The 24,234-nt window shown below is 54.9% G+C and carries 29 protein-coding genes and 1 pseudogene; 23 read left to right on the forward strand and 7 right to left on the reverse strand.

From position 1 onward, the window contains the following. The first annotated feature begins 32 nt into the window (after window positions 1–32). The 14 genes from ACF8MC_RS23475 to ACF8MC_RS23540 all read left to right on the forward strand — a co-directional run bounded on the left by ACF8MC_RS23475 (window position 33) and on the right by ACF8MC_RS23540 (window position 9,074). Window positions 33–359, forward strand: coding sequence for a head-tail connector protein (locus ACF8MC_RS23475; protein ID WP_164034066.1), 327 nt, complete (start codon window positions 33–35; stop codon window positions 357–359). After that, complete coding sequence (locus tag ACF8MC_RS23480) at window positions 356–694, forward strand: phage head closure protein (RefSeq protein WP_048796895.1); 339 nt, start codon at window positions 356–358, stop codon at window positions 692–694. The genes ACF8MC_RS23475 and ACF8MC_RS23480 overlap by 4 nt, the downstream gene beginning before the upstream one ends. Next, a complete protein-coding gene (locus ACF8MC_RS23485; protein WP_048796894.1) occupies window positions 681–1,070 on the forward strand; it encodes a hypothetical protein in 390 nt (129 codons plus the stop codon). Before ACF8MC_RS23480 ends, ACF8MC_RS23485 begins: the two co-directional genes overlap by 14 nt. Beyond that, window positions 1,067–1,471 (forward strand): HK97-gp10 family putative phage morphogenesis protein, encoded by a 405-nt coding sequence (locus tag ACF8MC_RS23490; RefSeq protein WP_164034064.1) that lies wholly within the window; start codon window positions 1,067–1,069, stop codon window positions 1,469–1,471. The genes ACF8MC_RS23485 and ACF8MC_RS23490 overlap by 4 nt, the downstream gene beginning before the upstream one ends. A gap of 34 nt (window positions 1,472–1,505) precedes the next feature. Next, window positions 1,506–1,961 (forward strand): hypothetical protein, encoded by a 456-nt coding sequence (locus ACF8MC_RS23495; RefSeq protein WP_033655098.1) that lies wholly within the window; start codon window positions 1,506–1,508, stop codon window positions 1,959–1,961. A 5-nt stretch (window positions 1,962–1,966) separates the two neighbouring features. Then, the gene (locus ACF8MC_RS23500) at window positions 1,967–2,221 is read left to right on the forward strand and encodes an immunoglobulin domain-containing protein (protein ID WP_239510634.1); all 255 of its coding nucleotides are present in this window, start codon (window positions 1,967–1,969) and stop codon (window positions 2,219–2,221) included. A gap of 9 nt (window positions 2,222–2,230) precedes the next feature. Then, window positions 2,231–2,590: a hypothetical protein gene (locus ACF8MC_RS23505; RefSeq protein ID WP_049272273.1), complete on the forward strand. Its 360-nt coding sequence runs from the start codon at window positions 2,231–2,233 to the stop codon at window positions 2,588–2,590. A gap of 232 nt (window positions 2,591–2,822) precedes the next feature. Further along, a complete protein-coding gene (locus tag ACF8MC_RS23510; RefSeq protein WP_164034061.1) occupies window positions 2,823–5,771 on the forward strand; it encodes a phage tail tape measure protein in 2,949 nt (982 codons plus the stop codon). Further along, a complete protein-coding gene (locus ACF8MC_RS23515) occupies window positions 5,771–6,109 on the forward strand; it encodes a phage tail protein (RefSeq protein ID WP_106046313.1) in 339 nt (112 codons plus the stop codon). The genes ACF8MC_RS23510 and ACF8MC_RS23515 overlap by 1 nt, the downstream gene beginning before the upstream one ends. A 9-nt stretch (window positions 6,110–6,118) precedes the next feature. Beyond that, window positions 6,119–6,871 (forward strand): phage minor tail protein L, encoded by a 753-nt coding sequence (locus tag ACF8MC_RS23520; RefSeq protein ID WP_171404673.1) that lies wholly within the window; start codon window positions 6,119–6,121, stop codon window positions 6,869–6,871. A gap of 8 nt (window positions 6,872–6,879) precedes the next feature. Next, window positions 6,880–7,587, forward strand: coding sequence for a C40 family peptidase (locus tag ACF8MC_RS23525; RefSeq protein ID WP_164034059.1), 708 nt, complete (start codon window positions 6,880–6,882; stop codon window positions 7,585–7,587). 64 nt (window positions 7,588–7,651) lie between these two features. After that, on the forward strand, window positions 7,652–8,221 hold the full coding sequence (locus tag ACF8MC_RS23530) for a zinc ribbon domain-containing protein (RefSeq protein WP_164034057.1): 570 nt from the start codon (window positions 7,652–7,654) through the stop codon (window positions 8,219–8,221). Window positions 8,222–8,279: 58 nt separating this feature from the next. Next, window positions 8,280–8,894 carry a tail assembly protein gene (locus ACF8MC_RS23535; protein WP_164034054.1) on the forward strand — a complete coding sequence of 205 codons (615 nt, stop codon included), beginning with the start codon at window positions 8,280–8,282 and terminating at the stop codon, window positions 8,892–8,894. Window positions 8,895–8,915: 21 nt separating this feature from the next. Continuing rightward, window positions 8,916–9,074 (forward strand): hypothetical protein, encoded by a 159-nt coding sequence (locus ACF8MC_RS23540; protein WP_158702818.1) that lies wholly within the window; start codon window positions 8,916–8,918, stop codon window positions 9,072–9,074. Window positions 9,075–9,080: 6 nt separating this feature from the next. Here the strand turns inward: ACF8MC_RS23540 and ACF8MC_RS23545 are convergent, their stop codons facing one another. Beyond that, window positions 9,081–9,320, reverse strand: coding sequence for a hypothetical protein (locus tag ACF8MC_RS23545; RefSeq protein ID WP_392424154.1), 240 nt, complete (start codon window positions 9,318–9,320; stop codon window positions 9,081–9,083). 172 nt (window positions 9,321–9,492) lie between these two features. Between ACF8MC_RS23545 and ACF8MC_RS23550 the strand changes: the two genes are divergently transcribed. The 5 genes and pseudogenes from ACF8MC_RS23550 (at window position 9,493) to ACF8MC_RS23570 (ending at window position 16,034) form a co-directional block, all read left to right on the forward strand. After that, window positions 9,493–12,699, forward strand: a complete 3,207-nt coding sequence (locus ACF8MC_RS23550; RefSeq protein ID WP_106046309.1) for a host specificity protein J — start codon at window positions 9,493–9,495, stop codon at window positions 12,697–12,699. A gap of 1 nt (window position 12,700) precedes the next feature. Continuing rightward, entirely contained in the window at window positions 12,701–13,690 is a 990-nt protein-coding gene (locus ACF8MC_RS23555; RefSeq protein ID WP_164034052.1) for a DUF6453 family protein, read from the forward strand. A 49-nt stretch (window positions 13,691–13,739) separates the two neighbouring features. Beyond that, window positions 13,740–14,327, forward strand: a pseudogene (locus ACF8MC_RS23560) (phage tail protein); the annotation flags it as partial. A 366-nt stretch (window positions 14,328–14,693) separates the two neighbouring features. Then, window positions 14,694–14,870: a hypothetical protein gene (locus ACF8MC_RS23565; RefSeq protein WP_154640823.1), complete on the forward strand. Its 177-nt coding sequence runs from the start codon at window positions 14,694–14,696 to the stop codon at window positions 14,868–14,870. A 3-nt stretch (window positions 14,871–14,873) separates the two neighbouring features. Continuing rightward, window positions 14,874–16,034: a prophage tail fiber N-terminal domain-containing protein gene (locus ACF8MC_RS23570; protein WP_072271590.1), complete on the forward strand. Its 1,161-nt coding sequence runs from the start codon at window positions 14,874–14,876 to the stop codon at window positions 16,032–16,034. A gap of 66 nt (window positions 16,035–16,100) precedes the next feature. Here the strand turns inward: ACF8MC_RS23570 and ACF8MC_RS23575 are convergent, their stop codons facing one another. The 3 genes from ACF8MC_RS23575 to ACF8MC_RS23585 form a co-directional block, all read right to left on the reverse strand. Next, window positions 16,101–16,340: a hypothetical protein gene (locus ACF8MC_RS23575; RefSeq protein ID WP_106046307.1), complete on the reverse strand. Its 240-nt coding sequence runs from the start codon at window positions 16,338–16,340 to the stop codon at window positions 16,101–16,103. Then, window positions 16,333–16,581 carry a DinI-like family protein gene (locus ACF8MC_RS23580; RefSeq protein ID WP_106046306.1) on the reverse strand — a complete coding sequence of 83 codons (249 nt, stop codon included), beginning with the start codon at window positions 16,579–16,581 and terminating at the stop codon, window positions 16,333–16,335. The genes ACF8MC_RS23575 and ACF8MC_RS23580 overlap by 8 nt, the downstream gene beginning before the upstream one ends. 311 nt (window positions 16,582–16,892) lie before the next feature. Beyond that, window positions 16,893–17,081, reverse strand: coding sequence for a DNA polymerase III subunit theta (locus tag ACF8MC_RS23585; RefSeq protein WP_033635247.1), 189 nt, complete (start codon window positions 17,079–17,081; stop codon window positions 16,893–16,895). A 519-nt stretch (window positions 17,082–17,600) separates the two neighbouring features. Between ACF8MC_RS23585 and ACF8MC_RS23590 the strand changes: the two genes are divergently transcribed. Further along, on the forward strand, window positions 17,601–18,710 hold the full coding sequence (locus ACF8MC_RS23590; RefSeq protein WP_048321809.1) for an SDR family oxidoreductase: 1,110 nt from the start codon (window positions 17,601–17,603) through the stop codon (window positions 18,708–18,710). A gap of 34 nt (window positions 18,711–18,744) precedes the next feature. Here ACF8MC_RS23590 and ACF8MC_RS23595 read toward each other — a convergent pair whose 3' ends face one another. Then, window positions 18,745–19,491 carry a helix-turn-helix transcriptional regulator gene (locus tag ACF8MC_RS23595; protein ID WP_004935623.1) on the reverse strand — a complete coding sequence of 249 codons (747 nt, stop codon included), beginning with the start codon at window positions 19,489–19,491 and terminating at the stop codon, window positions 18,745–18,747. A 176-nt stretch (window positions 19,492–19,667) separates the two neighbouring features. Between ACF8MC_RS23595 and ACF8MC_RS23600 the strand changes: the two genes are divergently transcribed. The 3 genes from ACF8MC_RS23600 to tmaR all read left to right on the forward strand — a co-directional run bounded on the left by ACF8MC_RS23600 (window position 19,668) and on the right by tmaR (window position 22,075). Next, the gene (locus ACF8MC_RS23600; RefSeq protein ID WP_033647986.1) at window positions 19,668–20,435 is read left to right on the forward strand and encodes an N-acetylmuramoyl-L-alanine amidase; all 768 of its coding nucleotides are present in this window, start codon (window positions 19,668–19,670) and stop codon (window positions 20,433–20,435) included. Between the two features lie 94 nt (window positions 20,436–20,529). Beyond that, the gene (locus tag ACF8MC_RS23605; protein WP_033647985.1) at window positions 20,530–21,597 is read left to right on the forward strand and encodes an FUSC family protein; all 1,068 of its coding nucleotides are present in this window, start codon (window positions 20,530–20,532) and stop codon (window positions 21,595–21,597) included. Between the two features lie 160 nt (window positions 21,598–21,757). Further along, the gene (gene tmaR, locus ACF8MC_RS23610; RefSeq protein WP_004935612.1) at window positions 21,758–22,075 is read left to right on the forward strand and encodes a PTS system regulator TmaR; all 318 of its coding nucleotides are present in this window, start codon (window positions 21,758–21,760) and stop codon (window positions 22,073–22,075) included. A gap of 158 nt (window positions 22,076–22,233) precedes the next feature. On the opposite strand, the gene ACF8MC_RS23615 is transcribed toward tmaR, so the two are convergent. Together ACF8MC_RS23615 and ACF8MC_RS23620 are read right to left on the reverse strand one after the other, a co-directional pair. After that, window positions 22,234–23,022 (reverse strand): ABC transporter substrate-binding protein, encoded by a 789-nt coding sequence (locus ACF8MC_RS23615; protein ID WP_049195324.1) that lies wholly within the window; start codon window positions 23,020–23,022, stop codon window positions 22,234–22,236. Window positions 23,023–23,044: 22 nt separating this feature from the next. Continuing rightward, complete coding sequence (locus tag ACF8MC_RS23620; RefSeq protein ID WP_164105232.1) at window positions 23,045–24,226, reverse strand: M20 aminoacylase family protein; 1,182 nt, start codon at window positions 24,224–24,226, stop codon at window positions 23,045–23,047. Between the last annotated feature and the right edge of the window lie 8 nt (window positions 24,227–24,234).

A 24,234-nucleotide genomic window follows, 5' to 3' on the forward strand; every position in this document is an offset into this window, starting at 1 on the left:
GCGGCCAAGAAATCCAAAAAGTAAGGTGAGCCATGTTGGAACTGAAATTGGTGAAGGAGCATTGCCGCCTGGAGCCTGATTTCAATGCGGATGACAGCCTGATCGGCGTCTATATCGGTGCCGCGAAAAAGCATGTTGAGATGTATACCCGCCGCACCCTATACGCCAGCGAATCCGACTCCGGATACGCTGCCGATGAAGATCACCTGCTGCTGGATGATGATGTGCGCACGGTAATGCTGCTTTGTATCGGGCATTGGTACGCGAACCGCGAGGCCGCGATTGTTGGCATGTCGGCATCAAAATTGCCGCTGGCTGTTGAGTCTTTACTCCAACCCTATCGGATTTACGGCTTATGAAATCATTACGCGCAGGTTCGCTGGAGTTTCGCATCAAGCTTCTTCGCCCCGTTACGGTTCGTGATGAGCAGACCGGCGCACCGGTCAAATCCTTTGAATTTGTCGCTGAGGTCTGGGCGGATGCGGAGCCGATCTCCAACCGAAAAATTCGCACGGGTGAACAGGGGCAGGTAGTGGAAACCATGCTGTTCACATTGCGGCCACGGGATGAAATTACCGTTGATTGGCAGGTGGTATTTCAGCAGCGAACTTTTACCGTTCGTGCGCCTGACCGTTCACAGCGAGACCGGCTGTTAATTACGGCGGAGGCTGATATTCGTCATGATCGAGTATGAAATCAAAGCGGCACTGGAGGCACTAACGAGCCTGCCAGCGTATCCGCTGCTGTTGCCTGACCCGGAACAGGAAGGCGTGACGTATCAGAAGATCAGCAACCCGAAAGTTGATACCGGGCTAGCCAGCACGGCACTGATTCAGGGGCGTTTTCAGGTCGCGCTTTATGTCATCGACGATTACGCGCGCCTCATTGAACTGGATAAGGCTATCTGCGCCGCCTGGGAGAGCATTCAGCACGGGCATATTGGGCGCTGGCCCGTGCAGACGGTAACACGCGGCACGATGCAACAGGGAGCAACCACCCTCACCAACAACAGCGTTCAGTACCGGCTGGTGCGTGATTACGTCATCTGTTACCCGGAGGATGCCACATGATCAGCATAAACGTTACGGGCCTTGATTCTCTGGAGCGCCAGCTAAAGGCGATGGGGGATGAAGCGGTCAAGGTATTACGAGGTGCCGGGCGAGCGGCGCTGGAGCCGGTGCTGGAAGACATGAAACAGCATGCCGGTTTTGATGAGAGTAGCACCGGGCCGCACATGCGGGACGACATAAAAATCCGCAGTACGAGCCGCATGAACGATCCCCGCTATTTGACGGTAATGACATTCAAGGTCGGCCCGAGCAAGAAGCATCACATGAAGGCGCTGGCGCAGGAGTTCGGCACGGTTAAGCAGGTTGCCGCACCGTTTATCCGCCCGGCGCTGGATTACCACAAAACCCAAGTATTACGCATCCTGGCGGCAGAACTCCGCTACGGCATCGAAAACCGGTAGCGACCGCTGCCACAATCATTAAGTGAGGGAAATTATGGCTGATAAAACGTCGCCAGAGTACGCCATGCTTCCGGCTGGCACGGTTGTTAAGTGGGGCGCTGTCGGCGCAGCACCGACGGCCATGAAGGCGCTGGTTAACTGTAAGGCTGTGGGCGAGATGGGGCAGACCGGCAGTTTTGTCGATTGCACGACCCTTATCGACACCACAAAGCAATTTATCTCCGACCTGCCGGAAGGCGCGGAGAAGTCGATCGGGTTTATTGACGATCCATCCAATACCGATTTTGCGGCGTTCCTGACCGCAGCGGACAACCGTGAAACCGTTCAGTTCTATGTTGAGCTGCCGAACGGCCGCACCTCCACCTCGATCCTCTCGCTGTCCGGCTGGAAGATGAACGAAATCACCGCTCCGGCGAGTGAAGTCATTCAGATCACGGTGCAAGGCAAGCAGAACAGCAACACCTGGGGAGCTGTGGCCCCAAAGGTGTGATCAGCGTGACTACCCAGCCGAAGAGCGCTGATCTGGCAGTCGGGGGTAATTTGTCCCTGACTGTTGCGGCTACCTCCAGTAACGGCAAGCCCGTTAAATACCAATGGCAGAAAAACGGCACTGATATCAGCGGTGCAACCTCTGCCACTTATACCAAAAACTCAGTTGTGGCGGCGGATGCAGGCGTTTATCGCGTGGTGTTGTCTGCCGAGCGGTCAGACACTGTCAACAGCGCAACCGCAACCGTAACTATTAAGTAAGGACATGGCATGACCCAGAAGAAAATCAACCTCAAGACCGCGCTGCTTCAACCCATCAATACGGCGGTGCCGCACACGCTGTTTGGCGTACCGGTACATATTCGCCGCCTAACGGTATGTGAACTGATGGATTACGACGAAGGGCTTGGAAAGGCGCAGGCAGAGAGTGACCAAAAAGCAGCAACACTGCTGGGTGCTCAGTTAATCCTCTCTGCACTGGTTGACGAGCAGGGTAAATCAGTACCTGCGTCTGATTTGCCTTCACCAGCGGAACTGCTGGCCGCTCATGATAACGCGGCGTTGTTTGATGCAATCCGCGCTATCCAGAACCACAGCTACGGCACGCTGGAGGAAGCCGAAAAAAACTGACCCACTCACCGTGGCTATGGCTGATCTATCAGTTGGCCGATCGCTTCGGTGAGCCAGACGTCAGAAAAATTGCAGCCCTCCCGGCCTCCATTATCCAGCACTGGGAGGCATTCTATTCGCTGGTGGATAAGGCAACGTCCGATACTGCTGCCCCGCCCCCTGTCAATCTGTCAGCCCCTGTCGCATCTGATGTTGATGAACAGTGTGCTGCCGTTATGCGAGCGCTCATGTAATGGCCGATGTAGCTACTCTGGCGGTAGCGCTGCACCTGAATTCCGCCAGTTTTAAATCTCAAATTGTCGATTCATTCAGAACGGCAGAAACCGCGTCAAAAAACTTTACCGGCAAGGCGCAGCAGGAAAGCCAGAAAACCACCGAAGCGCTGACCCAGATAGGCAATCAGGCGAAGCGCACCGGTGGTCAGCTTAACTCGTTGAGTGGTGCGCTCAGCGCCAGCCAGGGCGGCTTCGAAGGGCTGCGAAGTGTGATCAGCGGCCTAGCCGGTGGGAGTAACATTGCGGTCAGCACGCTGGCCAATACGTTAATCCCGACGCTCGATCGCACTTTCATCGGCTTTAAGGGACTGACCAGCGGCTGGGAAGCCCAACGCGAAGCGGCGAAGGCTGCTGCCCTTGAGTTTAACAAGGCGGCGCAGGGCCAGATTGAACAGGCGCGATCTGCACGCCAGCAGGCCCAGGCGCAGTTTGACGCGGCTAAGCGTACCCGTGAACAGGCGCAAGCCTCCCGCGAGCAGGCGCAGGAAATGGCGCGCTTCTACGCGGCCAAAAATCAGGAAAACCAGCTCTACGGTCTTTCGGTCAGCTACCAGAAAGAGTATGCCGACATTCACCGCAAGGTGCGCGAGGCTGATCTCGCCGAGGTCAGCGCCAAGGAAAAAATGGCGCAGGCATCGAAAGCGGTACTGGCGGCAGATATTGCCGAAGCCCAGGGCAAAACTAACCTGATTTCTTCCCTGAACCAAATCAGTGTGGCCAACAAGGAAGTTTCCTTTACGGCGCGCGCGGCAGCGGTAAGCACCAACCTGATGAAAAGTGCGTTGGCGCTGCTGGGTGGCCCGGTAGGCTTAAGCATCATGGCGGCGGTTGCCGGTGCTACGGCATTGTATACCGCGTTCCAAAAAGGGGAGGCAGAGACCAAGGCATATACCGCAGCGCTTCAAAAGTCAGGGCTTCAGGCCATTATGACGGTGAATGATCTGCGCATGCTGACGATGACGCTCGGCGGCACAGAGAATGCGGTTAAGGCTGTCACCAGCGCCGCCGGCGCAGGATTCGGTGGCAATATGCTGTCGGACATCGCTGAAACCGGCACCCGGATGAACGAGCTGGGTATGTCATCCGATGATCTTGTTTCGACGCTATCAAGCCTGAGTGGTGAACCTCTAAAGGCAATGGAGGCGTTGACCAATCAGGGCGTTCAGCTCAACACCACGTTTATCGATCATATCGCCACATTGTCCAGGCAGGGCAAAACCAGTGAAGCGACGGCGTTACTTCAGCAGAAATACCTTGATGATGTGAAAGCCAAAGTCACCGAGCAGGAGAACAGCGTCAGCGGCTTGGCGTCTATCTGGAAGTCGCTGAAAAATGAAGTGGCGTCCGCGTTCGATATCATCGGTCAGGCACACATGAAAACCGGCCAGGCGCAGGCACTGGCACAGGGCGTTAAGCTGGATATCAGCAACGATACCGCTATCGAGGTGAAGAAAACCAACGAAGAGCTGTACAAGCGGCGGCAACAGGAACAGGAAGCCGCACGTAAAGAGTTAAAGTTACAGAATGAAGTCTCCGCTGCGATTAAGGCGGGGGCTGATCCTAAAAAGGAACAGGCCCGTCTAACGGGGATTGTAGCGGCTCAGTTTAAGGCCGGAAAGCTGACGGCAGACGAATATGCGCAGGCGTTGAAGGGCATTAACAAGCAATACGGCGAAAAGTCCAAAGGGGCTGCGTATAGCGATAGTGAAGGCGTAAGACGCCTGCAACAGTTGCAGCAACAATCTTCAGTGTTGCGTGCTCAGGTGCAAGATTCCGACAAACTGACAGAATCGCAGAAAAAGCTGGTGGCCTTCGATCAGGAGATTGCAGGGCTTCAGGGTAAGAAGCTGACCGCCGGTCAAAAAAGCCTGTTGTCCATGCAAGACCAGATCAGGGCGCAATTAACCGAGAATGTGGCGCTGGAAAAGGCAAACCGAGAAAGGGAGATTGGCAAAAAACTGTTGGAACAAACCCGTAGCCTGGTGATGGAAACGGCCGCGAAACAGCAGGAGTATGCCAACCGAAATGCTCAGATGACCATGTCCACTGACGCCTACGATCAGATGGTGGCTGAGCAGCAAATCCGGCAGTCGTTCCAGCAACACCGCTTGCAGCTGGACAAGGAAGTGACGGACAAAACGTCCGAGCAGTACATGCAACAGACGGCCATTCTCGCCAGTGAGCAGCAGAGGCAACTTGATATTGTCCGCAATGCTGCGCAGGAAAAAGCAGCTATCGAGGGCGATTACACCGCAGGGCTGAAAAAGGGAATGATGGATTGGTCTGCCAATGCCGGTAACGTTTATGGGCAGGTGAAAGACGCTACCACCCGAACATTTGACGGCATGACCGGTATGTTGGCCAACTTTGTCACCACAGGCAAAGCCAGTTTTAACGACTTCGCCAAGTCTGTCCTGACCGATCTCGCCAGCATGATGATCAAGATGGCGATGTTCAACGCACTGAAAGCCGGAATGAACTTCTTCGCACCCTCCGGCAATGACCCAGGGCAAGTACCGATGTTCGCCAACGCCAAAGGCGGCGTTTATTCGTCGCCGTCACTGAGTGCATACAGCGGGCAGATAGTCAGCAATCCCACCATGTTTGCGTTCGCCAAGGGTGCTGGCCTGATGGGCGAGGCTGGCCCAGAGGCGATCATGCCGCTCAAGCGTGGGGCGGACGGTTCGCTAGGTGTGCGGGCTATTGGTATGCCACAGCAGGCTGCTGCTGTGCCGAACGTCTACATCACCATTGAAGGCGGCGGCAATGTGAATACTCAGGCCGATCAGGGCTGGGAAGAGTTTGGCAAGCAGATGGGCAACATCGCCGCGCAGGAAAGCCAGAAGGTCATCAACCGGAACCTGAAGCCCGGCCAGCCTATCTGGAAAGCAATCAAGGGGATGTAATGGCCATTCAGACATTCAACTATCCGGCGCGCGTCAATGCCGCCGGTGATACCCGGTTTCGTATCAGGAAAGCGCAGTTCGGCGATGGTTATATGCAGGTTTCCGGTGATGGCATCAACCCGATCATTCGCTCATGGGATTTGACCTTTATCGGCAAATACAACTACATCACGCTGATTATCGCCTTTCTTGAAGATCATCAAGGGGTGAAGTCATTCCAATGGACACCTCCGACCAACGTTCCCGGCCTCTATCGCTGCGAGGGCTATAAGCCTGTCGCAATGGGCGGCGATAACTATTCACTGACGGCCACGTTTACCGAGGCCTTCCACGTTTAACCGAGATTAATCATGCTGAATACAGACCTGCAGAAGTTGGAGCCGGGCAACCGCGTTCGCCTTGTTGAAGTGGACGGTACGAAGTTCGGTGCTGATATTCTGCGTTTTCACAGCGACACTCTCCCCTATACGCCGGAGGAACTTGCCGCTGCTGGCGGGGACGAAACGAAACTACCCGCAAAATCGATCTGGTGGCAGGGCAAGGAGTACGGGCCGTGGCCGTTTTCCGTTGAGGGGCTGGAAATATCCTCCGACAGCCAAAGCACGGAGCCGAAATTGACGGTTGCCAATATCAACGGCCTGATCACTGCGCTTTGCCTTCAGTTTGAAGATATGGCACAGGCCAAGGTGCTGATCCACGATACGCTGGTGCATTACCTTGATGCCCGAAATTTTCCAGAAGGGAACCCAACGGCTGACCCGGTGCAGGAAAAGCTACAGGTGTTCTACATCGATCGCAAAGCGACGGAAAGCGATGAAGCGGTGGAGTTCGAACTATCCAGCCCGGCAGACCTGCGGGGATTGCGTATCCCGACCCGCCAAATCCACAGTCTGTGCACCTGGTGTTCGCGTGGATGGTATCGTACCGGCAAGGGCTGCGATTACGCAGGCACGCGATACTTTGACGACAAGGGAAATCCGGTGGATGACCCAAGTAAAGATCGGTGCGGTGGGCTGCTGAGTGATTGCCAAAAACGTTTTGGTGAGACTGAGCCTTTACCGTTCGGCGGCTTCCCAGGCGCAGCGCTGATTAAGCAGTAGGTAGAGTTATGAAAGATAAAACCATAGCGGCCATTATGGCGCATGCCGAGGCTGAGTATCCGCGCGAGTGTTGCGGCCTCGTGGCGCAGAAATCCCGCGTGGAGCGCTATTTCCCGTGCCGCAACCTGGCGGACAACCCCACCGAACAGTTTCACCTGTCGCCAGAGGATTATGTGACCGCTGCCGAGTGGGGGACGATCACAATGATTGTGCACAGCCACCCGGATGCCACCACGCAGCCGAGCGAACTGGACAAGGCGCAGTGTGACGCGATGGAGTTGCCCTGGGTGATTGCAAGCTGGCCTGAGGGTGACTTGCGAACGATCATGCCGCGTGGGGAATTGCCGCTAATTGGTCGGCAGTTCGTGCTGGGGCATACTGACTGCTGGGGGCTGATTATGAGCTATTTCCGGCAGGAGCACGGCATAGCGCTCCAGGATTACCGCGTTGATTATCCGTGGTGGGAGCGGGGCGAAAATCTCTACATGGACAACTGGCACGACTGCGGCTTTCGCGAGTTCGACGGCCCACCGATGCCGGGAGACATGGTGATTATGCAAGTTTCCGCGCCGGTGGCGAACCATGCCGGTATTCTGCTCGAAGACGGTATGCTGTTACACCACATGTACGGCATGCTGAGCCAGCGGGTGCCTTACGGTGGTTATTGGAAAGAAAGAACGATCAAAATTGTTAGGCTCAGGGCGTTAAGGTACTAATTTATTGTTTCTATGGCATCTGCTAACATATCGGTACTTTTTAGTCCGGATAGGTGTTAGTTAAATGAGGAATATTGGTTTCTTAATATTAGCTGTCGGCGTCATATGGGTGCTTGTGGCTTTAAATATTGATACAAGTGTTGCAACCGGATATGGTGGTAGAGTAAATAACATTGGATTGATGGCAAACAAACAAAATCAAATTATTATAGGTGGTATTGTCATAGTTTGTGGTTTGATAATCTCTGTGTTTTGCAAGTCTACCCCTTCATATAAAATAGTCAAATGCCCTTTCTGTGCAGAGGATATTAATCGTGATGCTTTGAAGTGCAAACATTGTGGTAGTGATGTTTCAGAACACTCAAGTAAAAGTGAGTTACCAAAAGCTCATGGGCATAGTGCAAGTGAACTGGTTATTACCAACTCTGATGGAAAGAAGGAGTTGAATCTTTCCGTGGTTTCAGAAATAGCAATGAAAATGCATCTTGAAATGCCAAATAATAAAGCTCTTTCTGTTATGGTAACTAATGCACCAATAATTAGCATGCTCAAGGAAACTATGGATAAGCAGATGGGAATGGATTTTGAATCGCACCTGGAGAGTGAGCTGGTTAGGATAAAGAGTAAAAAATAATATTTTTCTTCTGTTAGAAAAAAAACCTCGTTTTTCGAGGTTTTTTATTGGAGGTAGAATGGGTTTTTTAGAGGTTCCACTAAGAACTATACGATTTCACGGCCCTATGATTAATATGTTCGGTCGCGAATTTAAATATCGGGCGCCAACGGTGCCAAAGGCGATCGATGCGATGAAAAATCTGTTGCCCGGCTTTGAACGCTACATGCTTGAGGCGCATAAGCGTGGCCTGACATTTTCAGTTTTCATCGGTAAGCGCAATGTCGGTCAGGATGAGCTTGAGCTAACCAAAGGTACGGAAGATATTCACCTTGTTCCCGTTGTGATTGGGAGCAAGCGCGCTGGCCTATTCCAAACTATTTTAGGCGTGGCATTAATTGGCGCGGCTATGGCCTTCTCACCCGCTGGCCTTGGTGTTTTTTCGGCAACGGGTGGGTGGGCTTCTATGGCTTATGCAGGTGCAGCAATGGCCATTGGTGGTGTTGTTCAAATGCTCTCCCCGCAAATGGGCGGATTGCGCATGCGCCAAGACCAGGACAACAAACCGAGTTATGCCTTTGGCGGGCCGGTCAACACAACGGCGCAGGGTAATCCTGTTGGTGTGCTATACGGCACACGCGAGATAGGCGGAGCTATTATCTCTGCTGGTATTTACACTGAAGATCAACAGTAAGTCGAGAGGCGGGAGAAAGTTATGGTATTACATCAAAAATCTGAGAAGTTGAAAAAAGAAACTCCTGATGTTAAAAAGGCGGCCCAGGATAAGGCCGCAGGAAAAATCTTCTTTATGCCAATTTCAGGAAGCATCGATAATATTGATGATATTCTCAATAATGTGCTATCGAGCTCCTAATTTTTATTAGCCTTTTGGGAATAAGTTGATGGCTTTTGATTTCGCACTTTCAAGTATATCAATAACTAATGTACTGGGTGATTCTTTTGCGGACTCAAGTTCGATTCTGTGATTGAGATGGTTGATGGCGTGAGTTTTTACGCTCTCAGCCTTTTCTTTTGGTAAAACTGAAATAATACACTCAAGAATAACTATATGGGCGATTAGCTCGGCCTCGTTAGTGCCTTTTCCTTTTTCTAAAGTCATGTGATTCCTTAATCCAGAGTTAATCAGCCATTCCTCTGATTTCAAACGTCCATGCCTCTACATGGGCGGGCTGAGTCACTACAAGATAGTGCCTTAATCTTATCCGTAAATCCTGATATTTGATCAGTGTATTCACTACGCCGCTTATCGCGGCTTTTTTCATTGGTGCAATATGGACAATGTAACGATAAAAGGCCGCAAAGGCGGCGGTGGTGGCGGCCACACGCCGGTAGAATCGCCGGACAGCATTCAGTCGATCGCAAGAGCGAAGATGTTATTTGCCTTGGGTGAGGGCGAGTTTGCCGGTGGGCTGGATGGCACAAACATTTTTGCTGACGGCACCCCTGCACTTAATGCCGATGGCTCTGAAAATTTCCCCGGCTTCCGCTGGGAGTTTCGCCCAGGTACGCAGGCACAGGATTATATTCAGGGTATTCCTGCTGTCGAAAACGAGATCACCGTCGGCACAGAACTGAAAAGCGGCACGCCGTGGGTTCGGTCTGTCTCGAACCTGCAACTTTCCGCTGTGCGTCTGCGCTTTGGCTGGCCGATGCTGCAAAAGCAAGAAGACAACGGCGATGTTAACGGCTACCGCATCGAATACGCCATTGATGTGGCCACCGATGGCGGAAGCTATCAGGAAATGTTAACGGCAGCAATCGACGACAAAACCACCTCGCTGTATGAGCGTTCTCACCGCATCAACTTACCGAAAGCCACTACGGGCTGGCAGGTGCGCGTTCGTCGGTTGACGCCTAACGCCAACAGCGCCCGGATCGCCGATCGTATGAACATCGAGGCGTTGACGGAAATTATCGACGCCAAGTTGCGCTACCCGAACACGGCGCTGCTTTACGTGGAATTCGACTCGAAGCAGTTCCCCAACATCCCGAAGATCAGTTGCGCGCCGCGTGGGCGAGTTATCCGCGTGCCTGACAACTATGACCCGGAGACACGCAGCTATACCGGCGTTTGGACGGGGGGCTTTAAGTGGGCCTACAGCGACAATCCGGCCTGGGTATTCTACGACATTATTCTAGCTGACCGTTTTGGCCTGGGTGATCGCATCGACTCAACCCAGGTATCCGAGTCTGAACTGTACCGCATCGCGCAGTATTGCGATCAACTGGTGCCAGATGGTCGCGGCGGTGATGGCATGGAGCCACGCTTTACCTGCAACGTTTACATTCAATCCCGCGAGGATGCCTGGACGGTGCTGAGCGATCTGGCCGGTATCTTCCGTGGCATGACCTATTGGGGACAAAACCAAATGGTCGCCCTGGCGGATATGCCGCGCGATATGGACTTCACCTATACCCGTGCCAACGTTATCGACGGCAAGTTTACCTATTCGTCTGCCAGCGAGCGCACCCGCTACAGCACCGCAATGGTCAGTTGGTCTGATCCGGCGAACCACTATGCCGATGCGATAGAGGCCGTATTTGATAGCGACCTGGTGCGCCGGTACGACGTGAACCAAACCGAGCTGACGGCGATCGGTTGTACCCGCCAGAGCGAGGCAAACCGCCGGGGCCGCTGGGCATTGCTGACCAACAGCAAAGACCGCACGGTTACTTTCTCTGTTGGCCTCGATGGCATGATCCCCATGCCGGGGCATATCGTCGGCGTGGCCGATCAGATGGTTGCCGGTCGGGTGATCGGTGGGCGTATCAGTGCGGTGGACGGTCGCAAGTTAACACTGGACAGAAAGCCGGGTGCTAAAGTTGGCGACCGCCTGATCGTTAACCTGCCTTCCGGCCGGGCGCAGGCGCGCACCGTGCAGGCGGTGAATGATCGAGTGGTGACCGTTACCACGGCCTATAGCGAGATACCCGTGCCGGAGTCTGCCTGGTCTATCGACGCTGATGATCTGGCTGTTCAGCTCTACCGTGTGGTGGGTATTGCCGATAATGGCGATAACACCTTTACGATTAATGCTACCGAGCATGACCCGAACAAGTACGCCCGCATCGATACCGGCGCGCGCATCGACGATCGCCCGATATCGATTATTCCTCCTGGCGTGCAAGCCCCGCCGAAAAACATCACCATCGACAGCTACTCCTCGGTGAGCCAGGGTATCGCGATTACCACCCTGCGCGCCGCCTGGGGGGCAGTGGATAATGCGATTGCCTATGAGGCGGAATGGCGGAAAGATAATGGTAACTGGGTATCGGTGCCGCGCACATCTGCGTTGGGATTCGAGGTGCCAGGCATTTACGCTGGGCGCTACCTGGTGCGCGTGCGGGCTATCAACGCCAGCGATATATCGTCCGTCTGGGCGACGTCGATGGAAACTTACCTGAAGGGGAAAGAAGGCAAGCCGCCGGTGCCGGTTGGCTTCAAGGCATCGCCTTTGCTCTGGGGTATTCAGCTCGATTGGGGATTCCCTGACGGGGCCGCGGACACGCTGAAAACCGAAATTCAGTATGCAGATAACGCCGCCGGGAATAACGCGATGTTGCTGGCCGATATCCCGTACCCGCTGCACACCCACACCATGACCGGGTTGAAGGCGGGGCAGGAGTTCTGGTTCCGCGCTCGTCTGCAAGACCGAACCGGCAACCAGGGCGACTGGACTGGCTGGATTAAGGGGCAGTCGAACGCTAACGCCGGTGACTACCTGGAGAGCATCGGAGATGGCTTCCTGACCGACAAGGACGGCGACCGCCTCACTGGCGACATTGACACAAACATTGAGGCCATCATCCAGAATGCGTTGGCCAACAACGCGACGGTTGAGCACCAGTGGGCGCAATACGGCACGGTGCGGGCTGATATTCTGGTGGTGAAAACCACAATAGCAGAAGTCGATCGTGCGATGGCCGAACTGTCTACGCAGGTGCAGGCGCAAATTGATGACGTAACAGCGGTACTTGAGGACAAGCTGACGGCAACAGTCGATGCCGACGGCGCAACGGCAATCCACACGCTGAAAGCCGGTGTGAGGGTTAACGGCGTGTTCTACAACGCGGGCATGTCGATCGCCGTGCTGGCAGAAACCGGCAAACCCGTCATCACCCGTATCGGGTTCAACGCCAATCAGTTCGTGTTGATGAGTGGCAGCGGCGACACGCAATACTCGCCGTTTGCTGTGATTAACGGCCAGGTGTTTATAAGCGACGCTTTCATTCAGAACGCCTCTATCACGTCGGCGAAAATTGCGGATGCGGCAATCACAAACGCCAAAATCAGCGGCTTTATTCAGTCCGACAATTTCAGCGCAACCAGAGGCTGGCGGATGGATAAAAGCGGCGCAGGGGCTGGACAAATCCAGATTAACGGCGGCGACGGCAACGGACGCATGGAGATACGCGGCGACCAGATTAATGTTTATGACGCTGGCGGTAATCTGCGGGTGAGAATGGGGAGGTTGTAACGTGGCGTATGGCCTGTGGATGAATGGCAAAGAGCTGGCGGCGGTTAATAGCATTTCACTGTTAGCCAACGATAAAGAACCCTGGGCGGATGGCAATAAACAAAAGATTTATACTCCGCCTGATTACGTCGCTGGGAACCCGGTTTTTCTGGTTGGTCAGACCGGGTATATATTCGGCAGCCAGACAAATCCCCCGTCTTACGGCGGGGTTACTGGATGGCGAACCGATGGGGGTAGGATAATTGTTGATTTTACCAATGCAAATCAGCAGGCGTTCTTTACCGAGTTCAGCATATACCAGGTTCAACCGCCGCAATCAGTTTCCGGCACGTATGGAATAATGATTCAAAACTCGGTGGACTGGATGAGCATTAACAGTTCGTCCAGGCTGGGCTTTGTTGCGTGGAAAGGGGAAGTGACGATTAACGGCAAATGGACATTGCCAGTCGTTCAAAACGATAACACCAAGGTTGTCTTTGCACGGTGCGATGACCCCGGCGTTTCTATTTACCATGCTGTGCAATATAACGAATTAACGGTATCGCGTGATAATGGTTCCGGTGAAGCAGTGTTAACCACAGCCAATGTGAAAGTGGTCATTATGAACAGCGGTTATTACCCACCGACGCCAAGCGGCTACGGAATGGTGATAAAGAACGCTGCCGGTAATAACACATTCACCAGCGATACAGAGCCGTTAGTTTGGGATGGTCGTTCGGTTAATGTCGGCAGGAACCCCGAAGATTTAATCGATACAGGGATAGCCAGGCCAATGATCCCCCTTGCCGTTAATGCGTTTATGCGTGGTGACTCTCAAGGTAGCGGCGGGGTTTATAACTATTACAGCTGCGGCTATCGGTTTAACGGCAGCGCCGTCCAATTCTGGCGCTCTGAATCAGGGAGAAAAATACAGACCCAGTGGAATACGTCAAACCGATGGTACTCGTCACAGATGCCGCTCATGGTGATTAACGCAGACCATTATTTCTAACAACCGGCCACTGAGCCGGTTTTTTTATGCAACGATTTAGGAGAGCATCATGCCCGCAGGCACTCTTACCCTAACGAACAACTCCGCCGTAGTGAAAGGTACGGGGACGGCATTCAATACCGAGCTGAAAGCCGGTGATTTCATCGTGAGCGTTGTCGGCGGCGTCACCTATACGTTACCGGTGAAAACTGTTGATAGCGCCACACAGGCGACGCTGATTAAAACCTATGACGGCCCAACGCAGGCGGGCGCAGCATGGTATGCCGTACCGCGCGACGCGATGAACACCATCACCGCTCAGTTGGCCGCAGAGACGGCGAAAGCCCTGCGCGGACTGAATCTCGATAAAAACAACTGGCAGCAGGTATTCAGCGGCACCGGAAACATTACTGTGACGTTACCTGACGGCAGCACGTTTACCGGCCCTGCATGGAACAGCTTCATATCTGAATTGAATTTGAAGGCGGATAAAACAGAAGTTGATAAAAAAGCAGATAAAACCGCGCTAGATAACAAGGCAGCAAATGGTGACAATAGTGATATTACATCCATCAAAGGACTTAAAACGCCCTTGAGTCTGAGTCAGGGCGGGACGGGTGCTAAAACTCAACTGGATGCCTGTAATAATCTCGGTGTTAAAATAACAAGAATTGGCGATGCCATATTAACGTCGATCGGCGGAAGTATTGTAAAGCAGGAAGGCATTATCGGTGCGCAACAACCGGTTGGCGCATATAACTCGCAGAACATAGGCGGCGTTACCTGGTACACGCATTTCTATTCGTTTAGCCTGCCCGCAGCTTTTCCAAATGCCGTCGTGTCATGTGTTGCAACTCTGGTATCTCCGCGCGGCGACCAACAAGCAGCGGGAACACCGGCATTTATTGCATGCACACGGGATAAGAACGGGGGCGGTGCCTCAAGAGATGCAATAACAGTTTCAATCACAACACCTGTTACGGGGTGGTATCCCTATTTTAATTTTTCAGCGGAGGGATATTAAATGAAATTCTTCTATCAGCCATCGACGAGAGCGCTATTCATTGACGAACTCGGTGATGTTCCAAGTGATACATACCAAATAAGCAAGGAAGATTATTTAAAGATAATTGGCACAGCGATTAGCATTTCAGGTGATAGCGAGCCTGAGTGGTATATTCCTAAACCTATGGAGAAATAAATAATGGTATTAATCAGCGGCGTACTAAAGGGACCTTACGGCGATTCTCGTTCTGGCGTAACGATTACTATGCGATCGATGAAAACTTCTTCCACGGTGTTGAATTTAGCGAAGTCGCAATCTGTCACCGATGATACGGGTCGGTATTTGCTAAATGTTGAGCCAGGAGCCTATGAAGTCATTGTGTCGGTTTATGGTGCACAGCCGGAGCGAGTAGGAACGATAGATGTTTATGTTGATTCACTGCCCGGCACGCTCAATGATTTCCTGCGCCGCCCTGGTGAAGATGACATTACGCCTGAGATTGTGCAAACCGTCGATCGCCTGCGTGCAGAGGCAGCTTTGTCCGCCGACAAATCAGCAGCATCAGCAGCAGCGGCAAAAGTCAGCGAGCAGAGTGCAGCCGAAAATAGCAAAGCCGTTATCGCAGCAGGTTTTGCATCAGCCCCGATTCATACAGCTGATATTTTTTCTACAGATAACAAGTCATGCATTCGTCGGTATACCACTGCGACAGCTAACAGGCCTGGCGGCGCGGCTGGCGGCGTAATGGTTTTACCCGTTGATGGTGGGCCGTCGAGCACTTATTTTGCCGTGTCAGTGACAAACCAAGCGTGGGTTGGTAATTCTACAATAGCAGCCCCATCAAAAGTTGTTTGGTCGTCATTGTGGACTTCAAGCAATACGACCGTTGATGCTAACGGGTTCATCAAAAAGGCTTCCCCGATCGCAAGACTTTGCGGTGAGCCTGAAAAAATGGCGGATGACTATCTAGACGGTTTCATGTTGTCCGGACACGTAGCCGTGAATGGCGAGGCTGTTGGGGTATCAGCTGAGCGCGTTTCAGTCGGCGTTTACAAAGTTACTGGCGCATTAGGTTTTGCGGAGGAGGGCTGGAATATCGAAGTGCCGCAGGACGTGAACGGCAACCGCCTATGCTTTGTCTCAGCTAACACCGGCAAGGATGGCACAATCTATGTGAAGGTCAGCAAGCGCCGCTTTGACATCGACACAGCCGCTATTGTGGCTGGTGAACCGATGGATATCCCGGAAGGACGCTGGATCGATCTTCGCCTGGAAATGCCTGTGAGCGAGGCTGAAGAAGCACCGGAAGCACTCGAGGAAACTGCCGCCCTTGAAAATGTGAACGTTGACCCTATCTAAAATCTGCTGCCCCGTTGCTGGCCTCGTATTGTTCGGACGGTTGAACATCGGCAGGGGCAGCACCTATCACTTGTAAAACACATCAAAATTAAAAGCTATGGCCGCATCAACGGCTTTACCTTGAGTCTGAAACGGCACATCTGATACAAGCGGCCAGCCTCCCTTATGTAAAACATAAAGCCAGTGCTGGCCCTCTTCATCTTCACGGATTGCGAAAAAAGGCGGGCTGTTTTGCTGTGGCTCTGGGTATCTGTCATTCTCATTGAGAACGAAAATCTGTCGCCCGGCGAGTGTAATGCTACCCATAGGTGTCACTTATCAGCCATTGTTCTGACTCTTCAAACATATCTTCAAGAAGCCGATTTAACTTTTCTCTGTCGCTTTTGTTAGCGTCGCTAATGAGTCCGTTCGTTTGCATCGGCTTTACTTTCACCTCTGCATCAGGGAACACCCGATGTACCCGCCTTCTCAGTTCTGCTTTGATTATCTCTGCCGCGTCAGGCAAACCTTTAACATTACGTTGGTCAAAAATCAGCTCTACGAACATCCGCACCTCTGAATAACTGTATGTATATACAGTTATATTGTTCGATGAACTCGTGTACGTCAAGCAATAACCGGTTTCGTGAGGTGAATTGAAGAAAATGGTGTGTACAAAATTGCGTACCAAATGGAATTTATTAAAATAAAAAATCAATAAAATCAATTCATTGATTTGGTTGTTTTGTAATCGTGAATATAAAATGTGGCCGTTGCCTTGCTGCTCAAAATCGCGTCTCTTCAGTGGCGGATACAATATGTTCCTATTGTAACGGCGTAGGGAGCGATGCCAAGCGACGGTTAGCGAAATGCGCGCAATTACGCACGGCGATAGTAATCCAGCCGTTGATGAAAGTAGGGGAGCAGGTGGTCGGGGATCTGTCGTTCCGTTTCCGCCTGGGTCGAGGCGATGCCGTAGCGCTCATTGTAGATCACGCTGATGGCCAGCAAATCGGTTTCTATTTTTTCGCGTTGTGCCTGCGGTAAGCTATCCAGCTTTCGAGCCATCGTTATCTCCCTGTTAACCTTAGGGCATAATAGGATCGTTAGCGGGTCTTGTCCCTACCCATTCCGGGGGGCGCTTGATGCCTGTGAGCTGGGTTGCGTGCAAGGGGGCTGGCTGTGGCGAGCGGCGAGCTCGCTCTCAGGGTGGTGAGCCTGGAAGCGATCCGCCCGGTTATACAGCGAACAGGCGCCGCTTATCACCGCCCCCCAAAACAGGGCGCACAGCAGCAAAACCCCCAACCAGATTTTTTGGTTATAGGTCATAAGTCCTCCACGGACGATAAGAGAAATAACATTGACCGCTAAATTAAATCAGGCGCTACATCAATGGTATTTAAACGGCAGAGATTAATCATAAAATAGATGAGATTCTTTTGTTACTAAATCCACGTTGGATGTATCAAAAGATTCCTTAAGATAATATTAAGAGAAGTGATTTCTGGCGCCGTAATTCTATTTAATATTTGTTTAAATACCCGCAGATACAATCTCCCATATTCAATACCAATGTGGATGACAATTATGAAAACGCTACTGTTGACCGGCGCTACCGGCTTTTTGGGTGGTGCGGTTCTCGAGAAATTATTGATTGAAAATCAGTCTGTTAATTATCTTTTGCTGGTGCGCGCCGACGATGCACAACAAGGGCTGGCCCGTATTCGCGCGAATATGGAAAAGTTTAATATCGACGCGAACCTGCTGTCTAAAATTACGATAGAAAATATATTGTTGGGCGACCTTTCCGAGCCGGCCGACTTTTTAACTGACGCACGTATTAACAAAGTCACGCACGTTATTAACTGCGCGGCCGTTGCTTCATTTGGTAATAACCCGCTCATTTGGAAGGTAAACGTAGAAGGCACTCTGGCCTTTGCCGAAAGAATGGCGCAGGTGCCGGGATTAAAACGTTTCCTGCACGTCGGTACCGCCATGTCCTGTTCGCCGGAGCCGGGTTCGCTGGTGGCGGAGAGCGGCGAGTTTGAGGAAGACGCCGAGCATCTGGTGGAATACACCCGTTCCAAATCCACCATCGAACAGCTGATGCGCCAGCGCTGCCCGCAACTGCCGCTGACCATCGCTCGTCCGTCGATCGTGGTGGGCCACACCCGCCTGGGCTGCCAGCCTTCCAGCAGTATTTTCTGGGTGTTCGGCATGGCGCTGATGCTGCGCAAATTCATGTGCTCGCTGCAGGACAATATCGATGTGATCCCGGCGGACTACTGCGCGGATGCGCTGGTGATGCTGATGAACAGCGAAACGCTGGAGAACGACGTTTATCACATCTCCGCCGGTGAGGAGAGCAGCGTCAGCTTTGCCGAAATCGACCGCGCCATGGCGGCGGCGCTGGAAAAGGCGCCGGTGGGCGATGAGTATGCGCAGGTGACGTATGACGCGCTGGTGAAAATGCGCCGCCAGCTGAAAGACATTTTCGGCCCGTGCAACGAACGGCTGATGCTGAAAGCGATGCGCCTGTACGGATCGTTCGCCATGCTCAACGTGCGTTTCAGCAACGAGAAGATCCTCAAGCTGGGCATGCCGAAACCGCCGCGCTTCACCGACTACATCGCCGGCTGCGTGCAGTCGACCCGCGGGCTGTCTATCCAGCAGCAGATGGTGGTGGACTTCAAATAACCGCCGGGCGCAACGGGCGCCCGAGGTTGCTCCGCTACCAGGACGAAGAGGACCAGAAGACGCGGCCGAGCACCACCAGTTGCTCCTTGCGCTGCTGGTAGCTGAGATGCTCGTCCTGGTACTCTTCCCGGTTGAGGGAGCGGATGACGACGCCGCCGTCCGGCTGCTCGATCAGCACCTTCACCCGCAGCAAATTGCCGTGGCGGATGGCGTAGGTCTTGCCTTCGCGGATGCGCGTATCGTCGGTGTTGATGCCGACCACGTCGCCGTCCTGCAGACGCGGTTCCATGCTGGAGCCGGAGATGCGGATAATGCGCGCGGCGTTGACCGCCACCCCCATCTTGTGCAGGTAGTAACGGCGGAAGATCAGCGAAAACTCCTCGCGATCGACGATTTCGTAGCAGCCGTCGCCGGCGGAAAAATCGATATCCAGCAGCGGGATCTCCACAAACTCTTCCTTGTCTTGTTCGGTATCTTCCCATACCACCGGTTTCAAACGGGCGGGCTGGAAGTCCGACTCCGCTGCCACGTTGTCAAACGGGCGCACCAGCTGCTTTTCGTGAAACACGTCGAACCAGCCCTTGGGCAAATTCAGCCGGGCCTCGATCCGCCTGGCCAGATTGTCGCCAAGATTGCGGGAGGATTTTTCCCCGATGATTTGGCTCAGCGTCGGCGCGGAAGACTCAACCAGCGTGGCGAATTCATTCTGGTTGACGCCTTGCCGGGCGTAGCGGGCCATCAATTCGCGCAGATTGTTGCGCCTGATTTCTTTAGTTTCCATCGTGCCATGATCGCACTCTTTAGCAAAAAGGTAAATAACGGTTTTGCTAAAAAACGCTTGCGCATAATTTAGCAATTAGCTAAAACAAAAAGGGTGAGCCAAAGGTTCACCTGTGCGGGGCGGCCTGTCATGATGAGGGGCCGCTCAGTGAAATCAAGCGAGAGAGGGACTTTACGATGTACAAGATTGATTACAATAGCTACCGATCGGTCGCCAGCTTCGGCCACCGCGTGCGTTTTCTGGTGCTGCACTACACGGCGCAAAACTTCGCCGACTCGGTGAAGTCGTTGACCGGAAAATCGGTCAGCGCACACTATCTGGTGCCGGATCCGACCGAAGCCACCTATCAGGCCGCCGGCTTCAGCGGCGTGCGCATTTTCAACCTGGTGGATGAGAACGAGCGCGCCTGGCATGCCGGCGCCAGCCAGTGGGGCACCCGCAGCAATATCAACGACACCTCGATCGGCATCGAGATCGTCAACCTGGCGAGCGGCGACGGTGGAAACATCACCTTCCCGCCGTTCAACCCGCAGCAGATCGAGGCGGTCACCCAGCTGGCGCAGAACATCCTGCAGCGTTATCCGGACATCTCGCCGGTGAACGTGGTGGCGCACTCCGACATCGCGCCGGGCCGCAAGAGCGATCCGGGCCCGCAGTTCCCGTGGCAGCAGCTGTATCAGGCCGGCGTCGGCGCCTGGTATGACGAAGCGACCAAGCAGCAGCGCCAGCAGGAATACTGCCGCCAGGGCCTGCCGGCGCAGGCCGAGCTGCTGAAACTGTTCGCCCAATACGGCTACGATACCTCGGCGGCGAACACCGCAGAAGGCTATCGCCAGCTGGTGCGCGCGTTCCAGCTGCACTTCCGCCAGCAGAAGTATGACGGCGTGATGGATGTCGAAACCGCCGCCGCTCTGCGCGCGTTGGTCGACAAGTACGCCGCCTGAGCCTGACCGCGAATGGGGGACGCCTCATTCGCCTTTTCCTTGCCGGGCTTCCTCCGCTAAAATAGCGGCCTGGCTGGTCTTTATCGGAGGCATCGTGCGCCTCGATCGAAAAATCTCTTCCCTTGAATTGCTGACCTATCGGCACTATCGCATCGTTCACGGCGTGCGCATTGGGTTGGCGTTTATCCTGACCTTTCTGCTGATCCGCTTGCTGGCGGTGCCCGAAGGCACCTGGCCGCTGATCACCCTGGTGGTGGTGATGGGGCCGATCTCATTTTGGGGCAACGTGCTGCAGCGGGCGCTGCAACGCATTGCCGGCACGGTGTTCGGCGCCGCTTCCGGTTTGATCGCCCTGTATCTGGAACTTTATTCGCTGCCGCTGATGCTGGCTTGGTGCGGCGTGGTGATGTTCGTCTGCGGCTACCTGACGCTGGGCAAACGGCCGTATATGGCGCTGCTGGTGGGGATCACGCTGGCGGTGGTGTGCGGCGCGGGCGCCGGCGACATGCACACCGCGCTGTGGCGCAGCGGCGACGTGATCTTCGGCTCGCTGCTGGCGCTGCTGTTCACCAGCATCTACCCACAGCGCGCCTATATTCTGTGGCGCATGCAGATGGCGGACTGCCTGCAAACCGCCGCCCGCCTCTACGGCGCGTATTTTTCGCCGAACGTTATCGAGCGGCCGCGGTTGGAGCCGCAGCTCAAGGATCTGTTGAATCAGGTGGTGAAGCTGCGCAGCCTGATCGTGCCCGCCAGTAAGGAAACCCGCATCCCCAAAGCGGTGTTCGAGGCGGTGCAAACCCTCAGCCGCAATCTGGTATGCACGCTGGAGCTGATGGCCGACGCCTACTGGGCCTCGCGTGAAACGCACTTCATCATGTTGAACGCCCGCACGCTGCGCAGCACCCAACTGCTGACGCTGAGCTCGCTGGAATCGCTGGCGGTGCTGATGCGCGAAGGGCCGCAGGAACAGCGGCAGGCGGCGGCGGGGCAGCTGGCGGAGATCGCCGGCGAGCTGAAAACGCTGATGCAGGAGGTGAGCCTCGGCCAGCACGGCGAAGCGCCGATTTACGGCTATGTCTGGCTCAGCATGGAGCTGGCGCAGCAGTTGGAAGAGCTGGGGGATCTGCTCCTGGTCTGCACCGCCGCCGGGCGCGAATAAGGGGTCAGATCATGAAGGCGGCGCTTTGGGTTTTGGCCGCCGGGGCAAAGTGGGTAAGATAAGGCAATCACTGTTGTGCCGGACCGCCACAAACCTGTATCTTGGTGCCATGTGGCCGTAAGCAAATGAATCTGTGTATTACTAAAGCAAGGGTATAAAGATGGATAATGCAAATAAGCCGAGTTTCCAGGACGTGCTGGAGTTTGTGCGTATGTTCCGCCGCAAAAACAAACTGCAACGCGAGATCGTCGACAACGAAAAGAAAATTCGTGATAACCAGAAGCGCGTGCTGCTGCTCGACAACCTGAGTGAGTACATCAAGCCCGGCATGAGCATTGAAGACATTCAGGGCATCATCGCCAACATGCGCAGCGACTACGAAGATCGCGTTGATGACTACATCATCAAAAATGCCGATCTGTCCAAAGAACGCCGCGAGCTGTCCAAAAAGCTGAAAGCGATGGGCGAAGTGAAGTAACCCGCTTTAGCGGGCCGGGCGTCCTGCCTGGCCCGCATCCTTATCCCGCCTGATTTTCCGTTCTTGCCGACACTGCCGTTTCCGTTGGGGCGTTCCCCGGCGGCCGAAGGCGCCTCCCCATCCTGCAGGTTCTGCAGGTGACCGCCGGGGAACGCTGGTTACTGCTCCGCACCGTACATGTCGAAGTCGAAATACCTGTCGTTGATTTTCTTGTAAGTGCCGTTGGCGCGGATCGCCTGCAGCGCGGTGTTGAAGGCGTTCAGCAGCGCGGTATCCTCTTTGCGCACTCCGATGCCGTCGCCGACGCCGAAGTATTTGCTGTCGTTCAGTTCGGCGCCGATAAAGGCGAAATCTTTGCCGCCGGGCGTTTTGAAGAACTCGCTGGCGCTGACGCTGGCCAGCAGCGACGCATCCAGACGGCCGTTGGCCAGATCTTCGTTCACCTCCTGCTGGCTTTGGTAGGCGACCACGTTAACGCCGGCCGGGCGCCACAGCGCGTTGGCATAGGCCTCCTGGCTGGAGCCTTGCTGCACGCCGACCGATTTGCCCTTCAGCGAGGCGGCGGTAGGCTGCAGGTTGCTGCCCTTATGCGCCACCAGCCGCGCCGGGGCGTTGGAGACTTTGCTGGAGAAGGCGATCTGCTGCTGGCGCTGCGGCGTGATGGTCATCGACGAGGCGATGGCGTCGAATTTCTTCGCCTGCAGGCCGGGGATCATGCCGTCCCAGCTGCTTTCCACCCACACGCATTTGGCCTGCATCTGGTCGCACAGCGCCTGGGCGATATCGACGCCGAAGCCGGTCAGCTTGCCCTGCGGGTTTTTATATTCCAGCGGCGGAAAGGTGGGATCGATGCCCAGCTTGATCACCTTGCCGCTGAATTCGCCGCTCAGCGCGGGAAAGCTCGCGGCCAGCGGCAGCAGCAACAACAGCCCTTTGATGGTTTTCATGTCATTTCCTCAGCGTTGGCGATTAAACAGTGGGGCAAGCCAAAAAGCGCTCGACCAATTTGACCCAGTAGGTGGCGCCTACCGACAGGTTGTCGTCATTGAAGTCATAGCCGGGGTTGTGCAGGGAATTGCCCGGCGTGGCGGGGCCGTTGCCGATCGAGATGTAGCTGCCTGGGCACTTCTCCAGCATAAAGGCGAAATCTTCGCTGGCGGTGAACGGCCGCAGCGTGGGGATAACCTGGCTCTCTCCGGCCCAGTCCAGCGCCACCGCGCGCGCCAGTTCGGTTTCTGCCGGGTGGTTCACCAGCACCGGGTAGCCGTGCCGGTAGTCGATCTCCGCGCGGGCGCCGAAGCTGGCGGCCTGCGCCGTGACCAGCTCGGTGATGCGCTGTTCCAGCCGCGCGCGCACCACCGCCGTCAGCGCGCGCACGCTGAGCGTCAGGGTGGCGGTCGCCGGGATTACGTTGGCGGCCTGGCCGGCCTGCATCGCTCCCACGGTGACGATCGCCGTTTCCTGCGGATCGATATTGCGCGCCACGATGGTTTGCAGGCTCATGACGATGGCCGCGCAGGCCACCACCGGATCGACGGTGCTCTGCGGCACCGCGCCGTGGCCGCCGTGGCCGTGCAGGGTGATGTGCACCGTATCGGCCGAGCACATCAAGGGGCCGCTGGCGAAGCCCAGGTGGCCGGTGGGGAAGCCGGGCACGTTGTGCATGGCGAACACCGCGTCGCAGGGGAAGCGCTCAAACAGGCCGTCTTCAATCATCACTCTGGCGCCGCCGCCGCCTTCTTCCGCCGGCTGAAAGATCAGGTGCAGCGTGCCGCTGAAGTTGGGCTGCCGCGCCAGACAGCGCGCCGCCGCCAGCAGCATGGCGGTGTGCCCGTCGTGGCCGCAGGCGTGCATCACCCCAGCATGGGTGCTGGCGTGCGGCAAGCCGGTGGTTTCGGCGATCGGCAGGGCGTCCATGTCGGCGCGGATGCCGAGCGATTTTCCCGGCCCGCGCTGCAATGTGGCGACAACGCCGGTTTGTCCTACGCCGCGCGTGACGCGGTAACCCCACTCCTCCAGACGCTGCGCCACCAGATCCGACGTCGCGAACTCCTTAAATCCCAGCTCCGGGTGGGCGTGAATGTGGCGGCGAAGCGCGACCATCTCATCATGAACGGCGGCGATCTCAGGCAGTACGAGTGAAGGGCTCATCACGGTCT

It is taken from the genome of Serratia sp. LACPHL-BACT-2024-00286 (genome assembly GCF_043109535.1).
GTDB lineage: Bacteria > Pseudomonadota > Gammaproteobacteria > Enterobacterales > Enterobacteriaceae > Serratia > Serratia sarumanii.

What these genes read in the sequence shown, in the direction of transcription:
- ACF8MC_RS23575 (WP_106046307.1), bottom strand. Translation starts at nt 16,340, where the DNA reads ATGGGTAGCATTACACTCGCCGGGCGACAGATTTTCGTTCTCAATGAG.
- ACF8MC_RS23545 (WP_392424154.1), bottom strand. Translation starts at nt 9,320, where the DNA reads ATGACTTTAGAAAAAGGAAAAGGCACTAACGAGGCCGAGCTAATCGCC.
- ACF8MC_RS23595 (WP_004935623.1), bottom strand. Translation starts at nt 19,491, where the DNA reads ATGGAAACTAAAGAAATCAGGCGCAACAATCTGCGCGAATTGATGGCC.
- ACF8MC_RS23525 (WP_164034059.1), top strand. Translation starts at nt 6,880, where the DNA reads ATGAAAGATAAAACCATAGCGGCCATTATGGCGCATGCCGAGGCTGAG.
- ACF8MC_RS23490 (WP_164034064.1), top strand. Translation starts at nt 1,067, where the DNA reads ATGATCAGCATAAACGTTACGGGCCTTGATTCTCTGGAGCGCCAGCTA.
- ACF8MC_RS23615 (WP_049195324.1), bottom strand. Translation starts at nt 23,022, where the DNA reads ATGAAAACCATCAAAGGGCTGTTGTTGCTGCTGCCGCTGGCCGCGAGC.
- ACF8MC_RS23505 (WP_049272273.1), top strand. Translation starts at nt 2,231, where the DNA reads ATGACCCAGAAGAAAATCAACCTCAAGACCGCGCTGCTTCAACCCATC.
- ACF8MC_RS23620 (WP_164105232.1), bottom strand. Translation starts at nt 24,226, where the DNA reads ATGAGCCCTTCACTCGTACTGCCTGAGATCGCCGCCGTTCATGATGAG.
- tmaR (WP_004935612.1), top strand. Translation starts at nt 21,758, where the DNA reads ATGGATAATGCAAATAAGCCGAGTTTCCAGGACGTGCTGGAGTTTGTG.
- ACF8MC_RS23570 (WP_072271590.1), top strand. Translation starts at nt 14,874, where the DNA reads ATGGTATTAATCAGCGGCGTACTAAAGGGACCTTACGGCGATTCTCGT.
- ACF8MC_RS23580 (WP_106046306.1), bottom strand. Translation starts at nt 16,581, where the DNA reads ATGTTCGTAGAGCTGATTTTTGACCAACGTAATGTTAAAGGTTTGCCT.
- ACF8MC_RS23510 (WP_164034061.1), top strand. Translation starts at nt 2,823, where the DNA reads ATGGCCGATGTAGCTACTCTGGCGGTAGCGCTGCACCTGAATTCCGCC.
- ACF8MC_RS23535 (WP_164034054.1), top strand. Translation starts at nt 8,280, where the DNA reads ATGGGTTTTTTAGAGGTTCCACTAAGAACTATACGATTTCACGGCCCT.
- ACF8MC_RS23495 (WP_033655098.1), top strand. Translation starts at nt 1,506, where the DNA reads ATGGCTGATAAAACGTCGCCAGAGTACGCCATGCTTCCGGCTGGCACG.
- ACF8MC_RS23475 (WP_164034066.1), top strand. Translation starts at nt 33, where the DNA reads ATGTTGGAACTGAAATTGGTGAAGGAGCATTGCCGCCTGGAGCCTGAT.
- ACF8MC_RS23480 (WP_048796895.1), top strand. Translation starts at nt 356, where the DNA reads ATGAAATCATTACGCGCAGGTTCGCTGGAGTTTCGCATCAAGCTTCTT.
- ACF8MC_RS23485 (WP_048796894.1), top strand. Translation starts at nt 681, where the DNA reads ATGATCGAGTATGAAATCAAAGCGGCACTGGAGGCACTAACGAGCCTG.
- ACF8MC_RS23515 (WP_106046313.1), top strand. Translation starts at nt 5,771, where the DNA reads ATGGCCATTCAGACATTCAACTATCCGGCGCGCGTCAATGCCGCCGGT.
- ACF8MC_RS23565 (WP_154640823.1), top strand. Translation starts at nt 14,694, where the DNA reads ATGAAATTCTTCTATCAGCCATCGACGAGAGCGCTATTCATTGACGAA.
- ACF8MC_RS23585 (WP_033635247.1), bottom strand. Translation starts at nt 17,081, where the DNA reads ATGGCTCGAAAGCTGGATAGCTTACCGCAGGCACAACGCGAAAAAATA.
- ACF8MC_RS23550 (WP_106046309.1), top strand. Translation starts at nt 9,493, where the DNA reads ATGGACAATGTAACGATAAAAGGCCGCAAAGGCGGCGGTGGTGGCGGC.
- ACF8MC_RS23600 (WP_033647986.1), top strand. Translation starts at nt 19,668, where the DNA reads ATGTACAAGATTGATTACAATAGCTACCGATCGGTCGCCAGCTTCGGC.
- ACF8MC_RS23530 (WP_164034057.1), top strand. Translation starts at nt 7,652, where the DNA reads ATGAGGAATATTGGTTTCTTAATATTAGCTGTCGGCGTCATATGGGTG.
- ACF8MC_RS23590 (WP_048321809.1), top strand. Translation starts at nt 17,601, where the DNA reads ATGAAAACGCTACTGTTGACCGGCGCTACCGGCTTTTTGGGTGGTGCG.
- ACF8MC_RS23540 (WP_158702818.1), top strand. Translation starts at nt 8,916, where the DNA reads ATGGTATTACATCAAAAATCTGAGAAGTTGAAAAAAGAAACTCCTGAT.